This is a genomic window from Bacteroides mediterraneensis (genome assembly GCF_900128455.1).
Taxonomy (GTDB): domain Bacteria; phylum Bacteroidota; class Bacteroidia; order Bacteroidales; family Bacteroidaceae; genus Phocaeicola; species Phocaeicola mediterraneensis.
In genome coordinates this window covers 810,805-829,796 of sequence record NZ_LT635783.1, presented here as the reverse complement: position 1 = coordinate 829,796, position 18,992 = coordinate 810,805, and the positions used below count along the sequence as shown (strand labels likewise).

The 18,992-nt window shown below is 45.4% G+C and carries 12 protein-coding genes; 2 read left to right on the top strand and 10 right to left on the bottom strand.

The annotated features are described in order from the left end of the window. Positions 1-24 precede the first annotated feature (24 nt). The 7 genes from BQ7480_RS03320 to ruvA all read right to left on the bottom strand — a co-directional run bounded on the left by BQ7480_RS03320 (position 25) and on the right by ruvA (position 13,061). On the bottom strand, positions 25-1,902 hold the full coding sequence (locus BQ7480_RS03320) for a glycoside hydrolase family 32 protein (RefSeq protein WP_072541713.1): 1,878 nt from the start codon (positions 1,900-1,902) through the stop codon (positions 25-27). A gap of 130 nt (positions 1,903-2,032) precedes the next feature. Further along, on the bottom strand, positions 2,033-4,378 hold the full coding sequence (locus BQ7480_RS03315; protein ID WP_072541712.1) for a porin family protein: 2,346 nt from the start codon (positions 4,376-4,378) through the stop codon (positions 2,033-2,035). Between the two features lie 208 nt (positions 4,379-4,586). Next, positions 4,587-6,338 carry a glycoside hydrolase family 32 protein gene (locus BQ7480_RS03310; RefSeq protein WP_235816719.1) on the bottom strand — a complete coding sequence of 584 codons (1,752 nt, stop codon included), beginning with the start codon at positions 6,336-6,338 and terminating at the stop codon, positions 4,587-4,589. Between the two features lie 139 nt (positions 6,339-6,477). Further along, complete coding sequence (locus BQ7480_RS03305) at positions 6,478-8,217, bottom strand: RagB/SusD family nutrient uptake outer membrane protein (RefSeq protein WP_210436320.1); 1,740 nt, start codon at positions 8,215-8,217, stop codon at positions 6,478-6,480. Positions 8,218-8,232: 15 nt separating this feature from the next. Continuing rightward, entirely contained in the window at positions 8,233-11,301 is a 3,069-nt protein-coding gene (locus BQ7480_RS03300; RefSeq protein WP_394332613.1) for a SusC/RagA family TonB-linked outer membrane protein, read from the bottom strand. Positions 11,302-11,563: 262 nt separating this feature from the next. After that, positions 11,564-12,391, bottom strand: a complete 828-nt coding sequence (gene lgt / locus BQ7480_RS03295; protein WP_072541709.1) for a prolipoprotein diacylglyceryl transferase — start codon at positions 12,389-12,391, stop codon at positions 11,564-11,566. 73 nt (positions 12,392-12,464) lie between these two features. Next, complete coding sequence (ruvA, locus tag BQ7480_RS03290) at positions 12,465-13,061, bottom strand: Holliday junction branch migration protein RuvA (protein WP_072541708.1); 597 nt, start codon at positions 13,059-13,061, stop codon at positions 12,465-12,467. Between the two features lie 170 nt (positions 13,062-13,231). Between ruvA and BQ7480_RS03285 the strand changes: the two genes are divergently transcribed. Beyond that, positions 13,232-14,131, top strand: a complete 900-nt coding sequence (locus BQ7480_RS03285; protein ID WP_072541707.1) for a diaminopimelate dehydrogenase — start codon at positions 13,232-13,234, stop codon at positions 14,129-14,131. A 173-nt stretch (positions 14,132-14,304) separates the two neighbouring features. Further along, positions 14,305-15,816 (top strand): IS1182 family transposase, encoded by a 1,512-nt coding sequence (locus tag BQ7480_RS03280; protein WP_083581734.1) that lies wholly within the window; start codon positions 14,305-14,307, stop codon positions 15,814-15,816. A 166-nt stretch (positions 15,817-15,982) separates the two neighbouring features. Here the strand turns inward: BQ7480_RS03280 and BQ7480_RS03275 are convergent, their stop codons facing one another. The 3 genes from BQ7480_RS03275 to BQ7480_RS03265 are packed head-to-tail and all read right to left on the bottom strand — an operon-like array spanning position 15,983 to position 18,835. Further along, entirely contained in the window at positions 15,983-16,828 is an 846-nt protein-coding gene (locus tag BQ7480_RS03275; protein ID WP_072541706.1) for an SDR family oxidoreductase, read from the bottom strand. Between the two features lies 1 nt (position 16,829). Continuing rightward, complete coding sequence (locus BQ7480_RS03270; protein ID WP_072541705.1) at positions 16,830-18,053, bottom strand: NADH:flavin oxidoreductase; 1,224 nt, start codon at positions 18,051-18,053, stop codon at positions 16,830-16,832. 14 nt (positions 18,054-18,067) lie between these two features. After that, the gene (locus BQ7480_RS03265) at positions 18,068-18,835 is read right to left on the bottom strand and encodes a DUF1295 domain-containing protein (RefSeq protein WP_072541704.1); all 768 of its coding nucleotides are present in this window, start codon (positions 18,833-18,835) and stop codon (positions 18,068-18,070) included. Positions 18,836-18,992 lie beyond the last annotated feature (157 nt).

Here is an 18,992-nt window from a genome sequence, read left to right as displayed (position 1 = left end):
TGTCTGCAATCTCTTTATGGCCGTTTATAATCCCAGTTTATATATATTCATGTTCTCCACTTTATACTCACCACCTTCTCCATAGAAGCGAAGTGTGTTATAAGGTTTTGTAGGGAATACCAAGTTGGTCATGGCAATACGTCCGCCGTCTACAAAGATTTCAACAGAACATTTATCTACAAAAATATTCAAATGATAAGTTTTTCCTTCACACAAGGAAAGTGGAGCCCATGTGCCCAAAGCAAAGTCATTCTTATAGTTGATTGACATGGTCTTGCGGTGGTCGTCTGTTTCTTTTTCATGTACGGTTACCTCTCCGTAACGTGTCAAATCCACAATACCGCTTTCCGTACGGTCAGCCACCACCTTGCCTGCCTTCATGTCCAGGTAAATTTTCATCTTCTCACCTTTATCATTCAGCAGCTCAAAGCCTGCCACCTGTGCCTTACCCGGAGTCACGTCCATTTCCAGTTCGTAAGCGCCATCCGTCTGCGGCACAATTTCGTCAATCTTATATTCACCCTTTACTGCAAAGTTATCCACCTTGCGAGTATCCTTACGCAATGCTTCAGTTTCCTTCACCGCATTGGCAGCCATGTAAATCTGACCGTCCTTTGTGTAAAGAGACAATTCACGCGGCAACGCATTGGCGCCACGATACTGGCGAATAGGAGTAGCATTGGCATACTGCCAGTTGCTCATCCAAGGCACAGCAATCACGCGGTCACCTGTATTAGAGAAGCAAACAGTAGCATAATGGTCTTTTCCATAATCCAACCATTTCGTTACTTCAGGCTTCGTATCACATTTAAATTCTTTTCCGTCAAAGTCACCTACGAAATATTCTGTGGCACTACCTCCGAACATACATCCCGGGTTGATATTGACAATCATCACCCACTTCATCTTGTTCTTGTCACCATCTACCGGCAACTGAATGAAGTCAGGACATTCAAACTGATTCGGCTGTACGCCATATCCCTTTCCAAATCCACTCTGATACTCCCAGTCCTTCAAATTAGAAGAAGAATAGAAACGCATTTCCTTATCCGCAGAAACAATCATATACCATTTCTGGGCAGGTTCATACCAGAACACTTTCGGATCGCGGAAATCTTTCAATCCGTCAAACGGAGTCAGAATCGGATTCTTCTCGTATTTTGTATAAGTACGTCCATTGTCATTGCTGTAAGCCATGCACTGAATCTGTCCGTGTTCATCACTGGCTGAGGTATAGAAAGCAATGATAGCGTCCTTTCCGTAGCCTGCGCTGTTGTTTTTATCCACCACTGTACTTCCAGAGAAAATATGTCCCAAGGTGTCACGGGCAATTGCCGGCTTCAAGTGATCCCAATGAATCAAATCCTTGCTGACTGAGTGTCCCCAGTGCATATTGCCCCATTTAGAACCGTAAGGATTGTACTGGAAATACAAATGATACTCTCCGTCTTTATATACCAGACCGTTGGCATCGTTCATCCAGCCATAAAGCGGGGTGTGATGATATACCGGACGGTAATAATCCGTATTAGTTGTATTAAATGTATCCGACAGCTGGATATGATCCCAGCAAACCGCATTGGCAGCTACCTTTCCGATGGTCACAGTAGCCTCTTTCGCACCGGCAGGCAGTTCAAAAGGTACATAGTATTCTACGCTGTCTACCGCCAGACGGATATCCATCGGTGTGTCAGCCGGACTACCTGTATCCAACTTTACCTTCCCTTCATTGGAAGATTCCTGAATAGGAAGCAATAAATATTTGGCTGGATTCTTAATATGTACAATGGTTAAAGTATCACCCTGATGTTCAAACACAAGGTTACTCTTCTGCGATTGACATGCCCCCATACCAGTCAATAAAAATGCTCCTAATGCGAGGTTAACAAAATTCTTTTTCATGATATGTTATTTTATAGGGATTAAAAATACAAATTATTTATATAATAAAATACCTTAACTGAAAACTCTTTATACTCCGGCAGCCCGAAGGCATACCGGAGAATCATATAATTGATTAAAAAAATGAATGTCAGAATTTTATCTGTGCGGAGAATTCCACCGTGAACGGGCGGATATAACTTCCGGCCATAACCGTATTTGCATATTTTCCAGCGTCCTCCTCTGTCACCAGTTCTGCTCCGGCAATACTACCTTTCGCACCTGTCTGGTTCAGGAAGTTGACTACCGAACATCCCAATGACAGTTTTTTGTTTACCTGCCAGTTCAACCCACCGAAAGTTTCCCAACGGCCATTGAAGTAATAGGCATCGTTGATATTGGCATAAGTCTTGCTAAAGTAACGGAAACTGGTCCAGATTTTCAAATCCTTCGTAATCATATAGCTCGGGTCTATTTCCACAATCACCTGAGGAATTTCTGCTACGATGTTACCAGTAGCATTAATCTGCCCCACATAACCGTCAGAGAATGTCACTGAAGTCTCATATTTCTTGTAAGTCGGCTTCTGATAAGTGAAAAGGAAGTGCAAATCGAATCCTTTAAACGGATGTGTCACCACGTCAGTAGTCCAACCCAACGTCTTGATGTCATAAGTCAGCGGTGCGGCCAAAATTTCATTTTCACCATTGATACTATGCTGTAAGTTCAAGGTAGAGTTGTTGTTGGTCTTCGAAATGTAAGAGAACAAAGAAGTCAAACTCAACCATTCATTGTTGTAATAAATACCCACACGTCCCAGAGGCACTGAAATCTTGTCCACATTCGGCGATACAGCCGGTGCAAAATTCTCCAGTTTCGGATGTTGTGTAATATAAGTGAAGTCACCGGTAAATCCGAATTCTTTCGTCAGTTTATAAGTTGCAGCCGCACTCAACGCATAGTTGAACCAGTCATAATCCATCGGAGTCGGCGCGATGACTGTTCCGTTAGGAGCTGTAGCCCCCAAATGATAGTCGGCAAAACGTCCTACGAAATTACCGTTTGCATCTTTCACTGCCGCATTGTTTCCACGAAGTGCCTGATACTCCAGACGTGCACCATAGTAAAGGTTGAATTTGTCTGTCACATCCCAGTCATGAGTGAAATACACAGCCAATTTATTTTCGTGACCCTTATAATATTCTGATGCATTCTTGTTGAAATCGTAGTAATAACCATTACCATCATACGAACGAGAAGTAGAAGTCGCATAATCCGGATTGTACAAACGAACCGGATAACTTCCATCGGTAGGAACTGACTGGTCATACATAGTGGTATTAGATGCATAGTCTATGTCATAATACCATTCGTTCAATCCCAAACGCCAAGTTCCGTTCGACAACTTACGGGACAACTCTGTAGTAAACATAAACTCATCAATAAATCCACGATTCAGACATGACATACGGCTCTGCACATATTCTCCGTTGTATGCCTGCATGCGACCATCTTCACCTTCATACTGATAATTGATGCTGCTGTTTGCACGTTGTGAAAGTTCCATCGGAGTCTGGTACACACAAGCACCGGTAGAATGGTCATACTTCATGATCACTTTCCAAGACAATCCGTTGTCCCAGTTATAATTGTTCATCAATGACACTTCACTACCCTTGTTCTGTACCGCATCATACAAACTAGTCTTCTTCAACTCACCGGTTTTCATGTCACGGTATATCATTTCATTGTCTACCGGCAAGTATGAAGTCGTACCCAAAGCGAAAGCGCCCAACTCTCTCACACTACCATCACCCACATAAACAAACGGTGCAGACTGAGTAGCATACATATACACCGGATGACTATTGCTGTAATGATACATAGCCGTAAATTCACCGCGGTTCTGATTGTAACGCTTCGTCAAAGCAAACTTGTAAATCTGAGTACGGTCCTGGAAAGGAGTCGATTTGATTTTGAACGTTCCCGGGTCGAAATCCTGGTAAATACTTCCACTATAGAACCAATCCTTGGCAATCTCTCCATTCAGGTTCAACGAGATTTCCTGCATGCCAAAATGGTTTGATTTGTAGTTCAACGTACCATTGAATCCTTTTTGCCCCAACTGAGTAAAAGAGTTCACCGCATAGCCAATATTTCCCGTCGTAATGGCTGTTTCTGAAATTTTCAGCAACCCGACATGACTCAAGCTGGCATCTGCTCGCCACAGTGAATTCACACTGTGAGGATTGGTAGCAAAGGTTACCGGAACTCCGTTTTCAAGCACATTCACATCCGCAGAGGGCAAACCAATTTGAATTTCACGAGGTCCATTCGCACTGGCAGCATTCAACATTACATTACGGTTTCCTTCTTCCTTAGAACTACCGTCATTTGAGGATTTGTTGTCTTGTGCATATCCATTCACACAAGCCAAAGCGAGCAGCAACACTGCAGCTCCCATACGATTAGAAAACTGTTTTTTATCGGCCTTCATAGCATTAATTAATTAGCTGTTTGCATGAAAGTTGTTGTTTTAATTTGTTTGCTGCAAAAATAGGGAATTGACTATTTGTAAAACATAAGGAATGTTACATCCTGTGACAATATTGTTGCATGCAACATAATTGCAACAGGATGTAACATTCTTACAAATTAAAGAAAAAGCCAGTACACATTCACCATCCCCCTCAGGGAACAGCCAGTTACTTCAACGGGTATACTCGTAAAGTCTTGACAGTGTAACCGTCCTTGTCTGATTCAAAGCACATTTTGTTATAAGTTCCCGACGGGAATACCAGATTGGTCATTACAAACTTTCCATCCTCACCGAAAGCTTCTACACTTGAACGATCTACAAACAAGCGCAACGTCATCTCTTTATCTGCAGTAGCAGGAGCAACCGTTACTGCCGGGAAATCGCTGCTGAAATCCACTTTTCCGCTCTTGCTGCGATCCATCACAAACTGCTTGCGTGGCACATCGTAATACATGGAAACCTTCTCTCCTTTCTCGTTCAACAGGCAGAATGAAATCTTTGAGGCGCCCGCATTCTGAATCACCATCTCAATCTCATAAGCTCCCTTGTTGTCTTTCAACAAGCTTGCCACTTCATGATGACCAGCTACCTTGAATGAAGGCACAGAAACCTTCTCACCACGAGCTTTCTTGATTTCCTTGGAAGGAGTACTCTTCAGATACAGTTCTCCCCCTTCACGATAAATTGTCAAATCGCGCGCAATGGTATTAGCGCTGCGGTACTGACGGGTCGGCACATTGTTGGCATATTGCCAGTTGCTCATCCATCCCAAAGCCACGCAACGGCCTTCAGGTGCATTGTTCCAAGTGACAGTGGCATAATTGTCCTTACCCCAGTCCATCCATTTGGTCTGTGTCGGGAATTCGTTCACGAACTTCTTTCCATCAAATGAACCGATAAAATATTGTGCGGCGCTACCCCCGAAAGGACCACCCGGATTCAGGTTACAAATCAGCACCCATTTCTTCTCACGGGTACCTTCTACTGGAAGCTCAACCAGGTCCGGACATTCCCATACACCTCCGTGAGCACCCTGCATGGCACCAAATTCACTTTCTTTTTTCCAATCCTTCAGGTTAGCAGAAGAATAAATCTCCATATGCTGACCTACCGCCAAAATCATACACCAATGTTTGCCCGGTGCATACCAGAACACTTTCGGATCACGGAAGTCTTTCTCTTCAGAAGTCACGATCGGATTTCCTTCATATTTTGTAAAAGTCTTTCCATTGTCCAGACTATAAGCCATGCTCTCTGCCTGCACGTCTCCCCAAGGAGTAGACTTGGCAGAAGTATAGAAGGCCACTATGGCATCCTTACCAAAGCCTGCCGTATTCTCATGGTCTACTACACACGAACCGCTGAAAATAGCGCCCCATGCATCCGGAACGATGGCACAACCTTCAAATGTCCAATGTGCCAGATCGGTACTGGTAGAATGTCCCCAGTGCATGTTTCCCCATACAGAACCGTAAGGATTGTACTGGAAATACAGATGATAAACTCCATCTTTATAGAACATACCGTTCGGGTCATTCATCCAGCCGTATGCCGGTGTGTGATGATAAACCGGACGGAAACTTTCCTTGTTCGCCATATCGAAAGAATCAGACAGCTTCAGTTCTTTCCAACAAAGTGCATTTTCAGGAACTCCCTGTATGTCGATAGAAATGTGTTGTCCTTTATAAGCCGACAACGCAAATGGAACGTATGAGTCTACTCTTTCACGTGCCAAACGCACATTCATGAAAGTACCTTCCTGTTCATTATCCTTTACCACACAAATTTTACCTTCCGGTGCATCATCCTGTATAGGAAGAATCAAATAGTTTTCTTTCACATCCAGAGAAACAATACTCTGTTCACTTACCAGATGACGAACTGTCCACGCAGATTCCGCTTGCACAATAGGAGCCATTCCTAAGAAAAGTCCTAAAAGGGCTGCTTTCATTGTATAGGCATACTTTCTCATAAAATAAATTTGTTATTGGTCATTATAAACTAATAACTTTCCCCTCCCTCCCCTTGCAAGGGAGGAAAAGGAAAGTCAGAATTAATTATTCATATCCTTTATTCTGTGTGTACAATCCAGGAATATAGAACATCTGGTTGTAAGGCACAGGGAAGAATTCGTTCTTCTCAGGAGTGAAATGAGCGTCCTTGTAATACTGTCCATAAGTCTGACCTTCATATACGTCATTCTGTTCACTCTGGAAGTACGCATTCAAAGTCTTTGAAGCAATACCCCAACGACGCAAATCAAAGAAACGTCCGTTTTCCATGGCCATTTCCAGACGACGTTCCCAACGCAGACATTTACGGGCAATTTCCTTGTTAGAGAAATAACCTTCAGGATAGAGTGCAATTTCACACTGGTCTGCAGCATAGCTGATATGTTTGGTAACTGACTGCTTTGCACGATTACGGATATCATTCACGATGTTCTCTGCTTCGTCCAATCTGTTCAGTTCAATCAATGCTTCCGCACGCATCAGCATCACGTCCGTGTAACGGAATACATAATCATTCATTGCAAAAGCCTGCCATGAACCGTTGTAAGTTTCTCCCTCAGAACGTTGCGGTACTTCCTTCAACGAAGTATAATATCCATACGTATTCGGTGTACGTGAATTGGCGGTAGTCATGGTATATTCAGCCTCATACTTGTAAGGGAAAGTCGGCATACCTACTGTATGGAACAAACGTGGATCCCATTTCTGATCCGTAGGCTGACCATTAATCGGATAATCAATCTCGTTATTATAGTCATCAAACATCGGTAGACCGTTTTTGGTCTTGAAGGCATTCACCAAATTCTGAGACGGCTTGTGGAAATCCCATCCGCAAGACCACATCTGCCAGCAGCCATTCAGCATATTCGACCAGTTGGCACGTCCGTAAGTGGTATTGTCATCCTCATAATCTGAACACTGCACCGCAAAGACAGATTCTTTACTATTCTTGTAGGCCGGTAAGAAGATATCTCCATAATCTTCCAAATATCCGTAATCGGAAGACACAACCTCATCCGTATAGTCTATCACCTTCTGCATGTATTCAGAGTTGATATGGCTTTCACCCGTAGTAGCTTCATATCCGTCTCCCCAAGCCAAAGTCAGATAGCATTTAGCCAGATAAGCAGCAGCTGCTACCTTATTAGCCCGGCCATCTTCACCCGGTCCTTTCACCGGCAACACGTCATAAGCTGCTTTGAAATCATCAATCACTTTCTGGAACAATTGTTCGTAGCTCAATGCAGTATTGCTAACCTGTTCATACGAATTATCTTCCACTACTTGTTCGTCAATCCAAGGAACCTGACGGAACACAGTCAACAATTTAAAATAGAAATGTCCACGCAAGAAACGCATTTCAGCCACACGCTGTGCCTTTACATCTTCGCCCAACTGATCGCCATTACGTTCCAAGGCCAGCAACGCACGGTTGCAACGAGAGATAGCCACATACAAACGATACCAAAGTTCATCCATCTCACCCGGAGTGGTAGGGGTCAGTGTAGTCCAGATATCAAAGGCATGATAACCTGTATCCGTCGTTCCTGAACCACCTTTCAGACAGTCGTCCGAGCTCACGTCACCATAAGGGAACAAATTGAACGGGTAAGTGTACCAGCAGTCGCCCAACATGGCGTAAGCCGCATTTACCATTTTCTCCGGATCAGAGAAGGCTTTGTCTTCGTCTACTACTGCAGTCGGAGTATAATTCAAAAAATCTTCACAGCTACTCAATGACAAACCGAGTGCACAAGCTGCCAGCAATATATATTTTTTCATCATTTCCTTTATTTTAAATTAGAAACCAATTTGTAAACCAAATGATACAGAAGTTGCAAGCGGGTAATTCCAGTTCGGATTTTCCGGATCCGGACAAGTCAGACTCTTGCTCTTGATAGTCAGCAGGTTTTGACCTGACACGTAAACTCTGGCACTAGTCATCTTAAACTTAGACAAGAAAGTAGTGGGCACGGTGTATCCAAATTGGAGGGTACGCAATTTCATATACGATCCATTTTCTACATAATAGCTGGAAGCTCTACCTTCATCTGCGGTGTTATTGGTCGTCAAAGCCGGAATCGTAGAACCTGTATTGTTGGTATTCCAAGCACCCAGCAAACGGGTTCCTTTGTTAGAACCAGCATCCACAATACTCCAGAAGTCTGTCTGTGCTTTCTGGTTGTTGTATACATCTTGGTCGCAAACGCCCTGCCAGAACATCGTCAAATCGAAGTTCTTGTAGTTCAATGCGATATTCAAACCATAAGAGAAAGCAGGAACCGGATTATAAATCCACTCCTGGTCATCTTGAGTAATGATGCCGTTTCCATCTACATCTTTATATTTCAAACCACCTACACGGGCATTAGCCTGTCCGGATTTGTCTACTTCTTCCTGCGTCTGATACAAGCCTTCTACGATATAACCTACTGAAGAACCATAAGGCATGCCTGACTCTACCAAGTTTTCTCTTGAAGTATGAGCATAAGCTCCGGTAGTAGTCGACGGCAGATAAGTAACCTTGTTACGGAAGAAGTCTACATTGGCACTGACGTCCAAGCCCAGTCCACAGGCCAGTGACTTACGGTATCCTACATTGAATTCCATACCCCAGTTACGCAAAGAAGGACCATTCAACCAAGAATTACCACCTTCACCAATGGCACCCAGATAAGCCGGATTAATCAACATGTCACCTACATTCTTCACATATCCATCAATCGTACCATACAAGCTGCCATTCAAGAGAGTAAAGTCGGTACCCACGTTATACTGTGTAGCAGATTCCCATTTCAAATTAGGATTGGCAAGCTGAGTAGCACGATATCCTGAAGGGAAGGTTCCTGAACCTTGGAGATACAAGTCGTATGCAGTTGAAGTCACACGGTCCAATCCGTAATCCACTACATACAAACCAAACTGTGCATTGTTATCAATTGCCTGGTTACCAGTTTGTCCCCAAGACAATCTCACTTTCCAGTCATCCATCCAACTTGCTTTTATCCATTTAGACACACGCAAACCCAATGTAGCTGCCGGGAAAGTACCCCAACGGTGACCTTTACCAAAACGAGAAGAACCATCTTGACGAATAGTGAATGAAGCCAAAACCAAGTCATCGAAGTTATAGTCAATCTTTCCAAAGAAAGAAGCCAGACGGTAACCTACTTTCGCACCAGTATTCTTCATGACGCCTGTCGCAGCATTCGGCCACATATAATCAACATCCTCCAAGGCATAACCTTCTGAGTAGGCTGAGAAATCAATAGAGCTCTGCTTTGACAATTCAGATCCCAACAACACATTGAAGTCATGTTTCTTCGCAATATTAAAATTGTAGTTGATGGTATTTGACCATGTCCAGTTCACTTCATTCTTATTTGACAATGTCGTCTTGGCAATATCATTATTGACAATATCAGAATGGAAAGTGTGTGTCATTGAGTTAATGATTGAATTATACGTATCAATACCGAAATTGGAACGGAATACAAAACCTTTGAAAGGCTTGATATCTACATATCCGTTACCAAACAAACGCCAGTAGTCCAAATGATTGTCTTTGTTGTGATACAATTCACGCAGCGGGTTCTGACGGTCACTCATACCACCTACCGGACCTGCGAAAGTTGTTCCATCTGTTTCATATACCGGTACGGTCGGTGCCATCTTCAACGCATTTTCCATCGGCGCGCAATCCACCTGGCTTGAATAAGTCACTGTAAAGTTTTCACCAATAGTGACATACCTATTTATATTATAGGATGAATTCATACGGGCTGAAATATTTTCAAAATCCGTATACTTCAAGATACCATTGTTCTTCTTGTAACCCAATGAGAACATGGTAGAATGTTTGTCATTCGCATGCGAAAGAGAAAGGTCATAATTCTGAGAGAAACCAACTCTTGAGATTTCATCCAACCAGTCTGTATCAGAATAACGCATGGTCTTCTTGCTGTTGATGAATCCGTCATACCGTCCATTGACCGTATAATTTACATATTGGTTTGTTTGCGGATTCCATACCGTAATCGGAGTTCCTGATGCCGCATTCAAGTCCAAACCATAGTTGTTGGCATAAGCCACCGGATCCAATCCATCATTCAATGCAGCTTGCGCCATGGCTGTAGCATATTCAGATGAATTACATACATCCATCAATGACTGAGAAGAATAGAACTGAGCAGTCAGATTAGCAGAGAAATCTACTTTCACCTTATCAGCCTTCTTACCTTTCTTAGTAGTAATGATGATTACACCATTAGAAGCTCGTGAACCATAGATAGAAGCAGAAGCCGCATCTTTCAATACCTGCATACTCTCAATATCATTGGCATTCAATGAATTCAGAGACATGTTAGTCGGCACACCATCAATCACATAAAGCGGATCCTGAGAAGAGTTAAAAGAACCGATACCACGAATACGTACCGTAGCCGTACCACTCGGAGAACCATTAGTCGTAATCGTCATACCAGCCACTTTTCCTTGCAAAGCTTTCATCGGGTCTGGATCCGGAGCTGTTTTCATGGCATCTGTTGAAACCACAGCAACTGAACCGGTCAAATCGGCCTTACGCTGAGTAGTATAACCTGTTACCACCACTTCCTGCAGCATTTCCGTATCTTCTACTAAGTCTACATGCAAAACTGCCGCAGCTTTCAAGGTTTGAGTTTTAAAACCCACATAAGAAATTACAATTTCTGCTCCTTGTTTTACTGATAAAGAGAATTTACCATCAAGGTCAGTAATCGTACCATTTGTGGTACCTTTTTCAAGAACGGAGGCTCCAATAATCGGCTCCCCATCAGACTTCGAAATCACAGTTCCTTCGACCTGCAAACTTTGCGCTTGCAATACCATACACACCATTGAAAATAGGAGTGTAAATAAGAATGCTCTTTTATGGCTTTTCATTTACGCATAAGATTAAGTTAAACATTAAGTTGTCTCATTCAGCCGTTTTAATAACGGCGATGCAAAAGTACCGTTCAGCCATTAATATATATATAAAAAATGTTTCATCCTCGAATAATTATGTTACATGAAACATAGTTACTCAAGGATGAAACATTCGTACGATAAGTGACTTTCTAAAGAGAAAGTTGCTTATTATCAAATATTATCAAAACGTTTCTTTTCGTTTTTTGCTTGTAACAATCAGATAAACTCCCAACAGAATCAAAGGAACGCTCAACCATTGGCCAATGTTCAAAGTCATACCTACCTCTTCAGCTACTTGTGGATTTTTCATAAATTCCAACCCAAACCGGGCCCCAAAGAATATCAACAACGACACCCCAGTAATCAGTCCAACCCGTTTCTGCAAATGATACTTATGATACATCACCCATGAAACAATCAAAGCAACCAGACAATATAGCATCTCATAAATCTGTGTAGGATGGCAAGCCTGAGCCACTCCGTTCTGATTATACAATTCCTGCCATTCGCGCGAACGGACAAACTCAAATCCCCAAGGCAAAGTCGTAGGATAACCGAAAATCTCGGAATTCATCAGGTTGCCGAAACGGATACAAATACAAACTACCGCCACCGCCGGAATCAGACGGTCGAACAACCACCACACACTTTTTTTCGTCACAGTCTTGGAATACCAAATTAAACCTAATATCAAAGCAAAGACTCCCCCATGGCTGGCTAGTCCTCCCTTCCAGATTTTCAGAATCTCAATGGGATGCGCCCCATAATAATCCCATTCATAAAAAAGGCAATGTCCCAGACGGGCTCCAATTACACTGCTGACAATACAGTACATAAACAATTTATCAGCCCAATTATCCGGACAGCCTTCTTTCTTCAACATACGGGAACCGATTTCATAGGCCAAGATAAATCCCAAGCCCCACATCAGACCGTACCAGCGGATTTCGAGCGATCCCAGGTGAACCAGCACCGGATCCACATCCCATACAATGCTCGCAAATGTCATTTCTTTCAGTCTTTAATTAATAGAACTCCACAAAGGAACAAAAAAAATAAATACGTGCAAACAAAGACCACTGTTAAAGCCGTTTCAAGGCCAACTTGATAACCTTTTCTACCGGCGCCTCCGGTTCCTCCTTGAGAATCTGGGCAGTCACCTTCTGCGACGGAGCCTGGGCAAATCCCAACATGGTCAAAGCCGCCACTGCCTCCTCATATACTTCCGAATGGGCAGTCATTGCCACCGACTTCACGGTAGCCGCACTTTCGATGCCTGTCACGGCAATCTTATCCTTCAATTCCACAATAATACGTTGCGCGGTTTTCAACCCGATCCCCTTCACGGTCTTCAGCAACTTGTCGTTCCCACTGCCGATGACATTGCACAGTTCCGAGGGAGAAAGTGCCGACAAAATCATACGTGCCGTATTTCCTCCAATACCCGACACACTGATGAGCAACAAGAACAATTCCCTTTCCTGACGAGTGGCAAACCCATACAACACGTATGCATCTTCCCGGATGGCCTCGTAAATATAGAGTTTCACTTCTTTCTTACCCTGTACGGCCGAGAATGTATTCAACGACACATTAATGCCATATCCCAATCCGTGACAATCCACTACCACCCAAGCCGGAGTAGCCTCCACAAGTTCTCCTTTGATATATTCAATCATGTTTTACTAACAATTTATAAAATAGAGAACAAAAATAATGATAAGAAAGTTATAAATTGTAAGTTTCACGAGTTTTTTTGGAAATTCTCCCATTTTCAGCTTGTTTGGAACGATTCTAATTCTGTATTTTTGCGACACATTCAACGAAACAACCTAAACATATAAGAAATATGAAGAAAATAAGAGCAGCCGTAGTAGGTTACGGAAACATCGGGAAATTTACCCTGGAAGCCCTTGAAGCAGCTTCCGATTTTGAAGTAGCAGGTGTGGTACGCCGTCATGGAGCAGAAAACAAGCCGGCAGAACTGGCCGACTATCCGGTAGTAAAGGATATCCGCGAACTGAAGGACGTAGACGTAGCCATCTTAGCTACCCCGACCCGCAGCGTAGAAGCCTACGCCAAAGAAATCCTGGCATTAGGCATCAACACCGTAGACAGTTTTGACATCCATACGCAGATTACCAGCCTGCGCCGTACACTGGACGAAACAGCCAAGGCACACAACGCCGTTTCTATTATCTCTGCCGGATGGGATCCGGGAAGCGACTCTGTAGTTCGCACATTGCTGGAAGCCATCGCTCCGAAGGGTATCACTTACACCAACTTTGGTCCGGGCCGCAGCATGGGACACTCTGTAGCCGTTCGTGCTATCGAAGGAGTGAAAGACGCCTTGTCTATGACTATTCCGGTAGGTACAGGCATTCACCGCCGTATGGTGTATGTAGAACTGGAAGAAGGAGCTGATTTCAAAACTGTAGAAGCAGCCATCAAAGCCGACCCATATTTTGTAAACGACGAGACACACGTCATCCAGGTGCCTTGTGTAGACGACCTGAACGATGTCGGTCATGGCGTAAACTTGGTACGTAAAGGTGTATCCGGAAAGACTCACAACCAGCTGTTTGAGTTCGACATGAAAATCAACAATCCGGCCCTGACTGCTCAGGTACTGGTTTGCGTAGCCCGTGCTTCCATGAAACAGCAGCCGGGATGCTACACCATGATTGAAATTCCGGTAATCGACCTGTTGGCCGGCGACCGTGAAGAACTGATTGCGCATCTGGTATAATACAATACATCTCTATATCGCAACGAGGCTGTCTCAAATTGAAATATAATTTGAGATGGCCTTTTTTGTGTCTGCAAAAAAAATCGGGCAAGCCCCAACTTCGCTCAGTCAGGACTTGCCCGTCTCCCTAATTTTTTGTATCTTAGGGAATCAAGCAATATATCCCAAAGATAATGTTTAAAAACTATACCTCCAACGATAATCTGCTTTTACCTCCGTGTTTAGGCGATTTTATTCCCCAGAACGACCCGGTCCGGGTTGTTCACCGTATCATTGAACAGATCAGCCTGGAAGAACTTTACCGCAAGTACTCCGTCAAAGGCTGTCCGGCCTACCATCCCCGCATGATGCTGCAGATTCTGGTATATGCCTATCTGCGCAACATCTATTCCAGCCGCCGCATCGAAGAGTTTTGCCGCAATGACATCCGCTTCATGTGGCTGACCGGCAATGTGACTCCTGACCACAACACCATCAACCGTTTCCGCAGCAGTCGGCTGAAGGATGTGCTCAAGACCGTCTTCGCCACCATCGTGAAGTTCCTCGTGGCGGAGGGCTTTGTAAGTCTGGACGTGGCCTGCACCGACGGGACGAAGATGGAAGCAAACGCCAACCGTTATACGTTCGTCTGGGGCAAGTCCATCCACACCCGCATCTCCAGAATCGCGGAACAGCTTGAGGAAATATGGCGGTACGCCGAGTCCGTCACCAAGCAGGAGTTGCGCGACTCCGCTCCCGTCACTTACCAGGACATCACCCCCGAGAAGGTGGAAAGGGCGCTGGAGCAGATACATGAAGCCTTGGAGGGAACGGATGCGGACCGGAAAGTGAAGGCCAAGGTTCGGCGCGTGAGGAAGGCATGGCCCGAACAGCTGAAGAAATATGAATCCCAGGGAAAGATTCTCGATGGGCGCAACAGCTACTCCAAGACAGACCCCGACGCCACGTTCATGCGGATGAAGGAGGACCACATGAGGAACGGGCAGCTCAAGCCCGGATACAACCCGCAGGTCAGTACCAACAGACAGTTCATCCTGAACTATACCCTCCACCAGTGTGCCGGTGACACCTCCACCTATCCCCTGCACATGGAAGACTTCCATTCCCTGTACGGCAGATATCCTGACGTGTCCGTCTGTGACGCCGGATACGGAAGCGAGGAGAACTACCTGTACGCCTTCAGGCATGGCATTGAAACCTTCATAAAGTACAGCTATTTCCACAAGGAACAGAAAAGGAGCTTCAGGAATGACCCGTTCCTGTCTGCCAACTTTTACTATAATGAAGAAACCGACGGGATGTACTGTCCGATGGGACAGAGGATGAAAAGACTCTCCGATGTAAAGCGGACGACGGACAACGGTTTTGTACAGACCATCTCAAGGTACAGGGCCCGGAACTGCAAGGGCTGCCCGTTAAGATGCCGGTGTCACAGAAGCCGGTCGGAAAGGATTGTGCAGGTAAACCACAGGCTGAGGAAAATCAAGGAAAGGGAACGTGAGAAACTCCTTTCTGCGGAAGGTCTTAAATACCGGAGCCAGCGGCCGCAGGATGTGGAAGCCGTATTTGGAAACCTCAAGAACAACAAGCACTTCAAGAGGTTCCATCTCCGTGGACTGAAGAAGGTGGAAATTGAATTTGGCCTGCTGGCCATAGCGCATAATCTTGCAAAAGTAGCCTCTTAGGAGGCTTCTGACCAAGAAAAAACCGTTTAAAGCGATGAAATCTGTAGAAAGAAACTTGTAAATTCCTTTTTTTGAGAAAAATCCAAACGACTTCAGTCTGATATGAAACGACAGAGGCCATCTCAATTCATTTTGAGACAGCCTCGTTTCTTTTATAGCATATCCTCTACAGCCATTTCCGGACAATCTCTTCCGTGCGGTTCCACAATTCCTTTTGCTGCATATGAGGAAGATATTTCTTCGACAGCCGCACCGGATGTCCGCTCACATTCAGTGTACCGGTACGCTTCCCTGCGTCTTCCTCCAGTAAAAGTCCGACTGCCGTAGCGGCTCCCTGACGGGGTGTCCGGATAAAAGGCCGGAAAAAGATATCCGTCAAAGGGTCAAACCATAAATGCATGGTGATGATGTCGGTCGACACAATCCCCGGATCGGCTGCGTTGACCACAATTCCCTTCTCTTTCACACGGTCGGCCAGTTCCAGCGTGAACAAAGTCAATGCCAGTTTGGTGTTGCTGTACACTGGAATACGCCAGAAACTTCCTTTCTTTCCCTGGTAGAAAAAATCCGGGAAATCCAACCGACCAACGGCATACGTACACGACACCATGTTCACCACCCGGCTTCCCTCTCCCATCAACGGGAGCAGTTTACGCGTCAGCAGATAAGGCCCCACATAATTCACGCTCACCGTACGTTCCAATCCATCTTCTGTGTAGTGCCGTCCGGTTTCCATCGTTCCCGCATTGTTCATCAACAGCGTCAGTTTCTCTCCACGAGCGCAAATCTTTTCCGCAAAAGCGGCCACGGAAGCCAACGAAGCCAAGTCGATAAATTCCACTTCAATGTCCGTATTCCCCGTATCCTTTACCAACTGTGCTTTCTTCATTTCCGCCTTCTCCAGGTTACAGCACGCCATCACCACCCGATAACCGGCCAATGCCACTGCCCGGGTGATTTCCGTCCCCATTCCCCCGTCGGCCCCCGTAATTACTGCCAGTTTCCGTTCCATCTTATCCCTTGCTTTCAATCCGTTCAATTTCTTTCTTCAGACAGGGAGGCAATTCTTCCTTCAGATGCTGATGACAAGCCATGTCCAGGGTGTACATGCGGGCAATGCAATAATTACTGTGACGGCAGTTGCAACGTGCATTCTCTTCCCGCCGCATACGGTTCACGAAATCCGGTTCATTGAGCAGGGCACGTCCCATCTGCACCGCTTCAAATCCGTGATTCAACACCTCGTCTATTTTCTTTCGGGCCACCAGTCCTCCTACATATACCAGCGGCATATCCAGTGCCTCACGAAACTTCAAAGCATCTTCCAGAAAATAGGCCTCACGGAAAGGTACGGAAGGAATCATATATTTTCCCACCAGTCGCACTCCGTATTTCAACCACCAGCAAGTCATGTAATACGTCATGGTACGGATAGGCATCTCCCCACGCATCACATACATCGGCGCCTTACTGACAAATCCGCCACTCAGCACCAGTGCATGCGCACCCAGTTCCTGCAGCTTCTTTGCCACCTGCAAGGATTCATCCAGTTCCATGCCTCCACGGAACCCGTCGCGCATGTTCATCTTGACCAACACCGCCATGTCACTTCCGGCCGCTTTCATCACTTCCTCCATCACCATTTCCATGAAACGCATCCGATTCTCCAGCGAGCCTCCGAACTCATCCTTCCGGTGGTTGGTAGCAGGCGAAAGAAACTGGCTGATGAGATAGCCATGTCCGGCATGAATTTCTACGGCATCAAAGCCGGCTTCACGTGCCAGACACACCGCCTGTCCGTAAGCCTTGGCCATCTCCGGCAATTCATCGGCCCGAAGCCCGCGCACAAAGGTGGGGGAATACAAATTAAATCCACTGCTTGCTCCTACCGGCAGACAACCACAAATGCTTTTGTGTGACATGTTGCCACAATGCCCCAACTGGATGCTTGCCGCAGCTCCTTCGGCATGTACGGCATCCGTCAGCCAGCGCAACCCCGGTACAATCTCCGGCCTCATCCACAACTGCCGGTCGAACGAAAGTCCGCTACGGGTCACGGCAGCATACGCCACCGTCGTCATCCCCACCCCTCCGGCAGCCACCGAACGGTGATAGTCCAACAACTGCTCCGAAGGTACATTTCCCGGACACATGCTTTCGAAGGCCGCCGACCGGATGGTACGGTTACGCAACGTCAGCGGTCCCAAAGTAACCGGCGTAAATAAAAGTGAATCCATCTCTCCTCCTTTTCCTAATATATATAAGGTATAATTCTTTTTCGATTTCCCACTGCCTGTCGCCCGAACTCCTCACAGTAGCGTTTATAAATGGCATCGGCACGAGGCACCAAATTGGCGGCCGTCCACCAGACAAATACCCAAGCCGCAGGCGAGGCGGTCAGCAAGGCAAATCCGGTCCATTCCACCAGTTCCCCGAAATAATTGGCCGAAGTCACATAGCGGTAGAAAACTTTCTCCGGCAAGTAATGCCGCGTATCGCCCGGCTTACGCAGGTTCCGAATCACATGGTCTGCCTGGAGATTGATGGCCATTCCTATGAAAAAGGCCACGACTCCTACCCAAGGCAAAGGATGCGACCAATAAGTCACCGGTTCATACTTTCCGGGTACGGCACAGCTGAAGAAACTGGCCACCAACAATGTAGCATTGATTACGTTGAAAAGTATTCCCATCGCCATAATAGCCAGCGGCATCCGGCTCTTTCCCTTCATCAGCAACGGAAAAACAAACGAACGCTGAAAATAATGCAACAAGAACAAGCCCACGAACACGGCCTGCGGCGTATATAAGTTGACGCCTCCTTTCCAGGCTCCTATCCCCATCACCAGAAATGCCGGGGCCTCCATACATACCCAGCCAACTTTGTTGGGAACAGACCATCCCCATGAGCGGGTGCGGAACATGCCGTAACCGGCTTTCACGAAATACAGTGACACAAAGACTACTACTGCCAATACAGACATGCCATATAGCAACAGCCGATAAGTTTCGTCATTCATAGCGTACGGTTTTGACCTTGAAGATAAGGAAAATATCTGTACGGGTGAGAAAAATCCAGCTTTCTTCTTATTTATCAACCAGTAATTATGAATTACGTTCGAGAAAATCATCATTTCCCTATATACATTGTATATATTATATACATTTATTATCTTT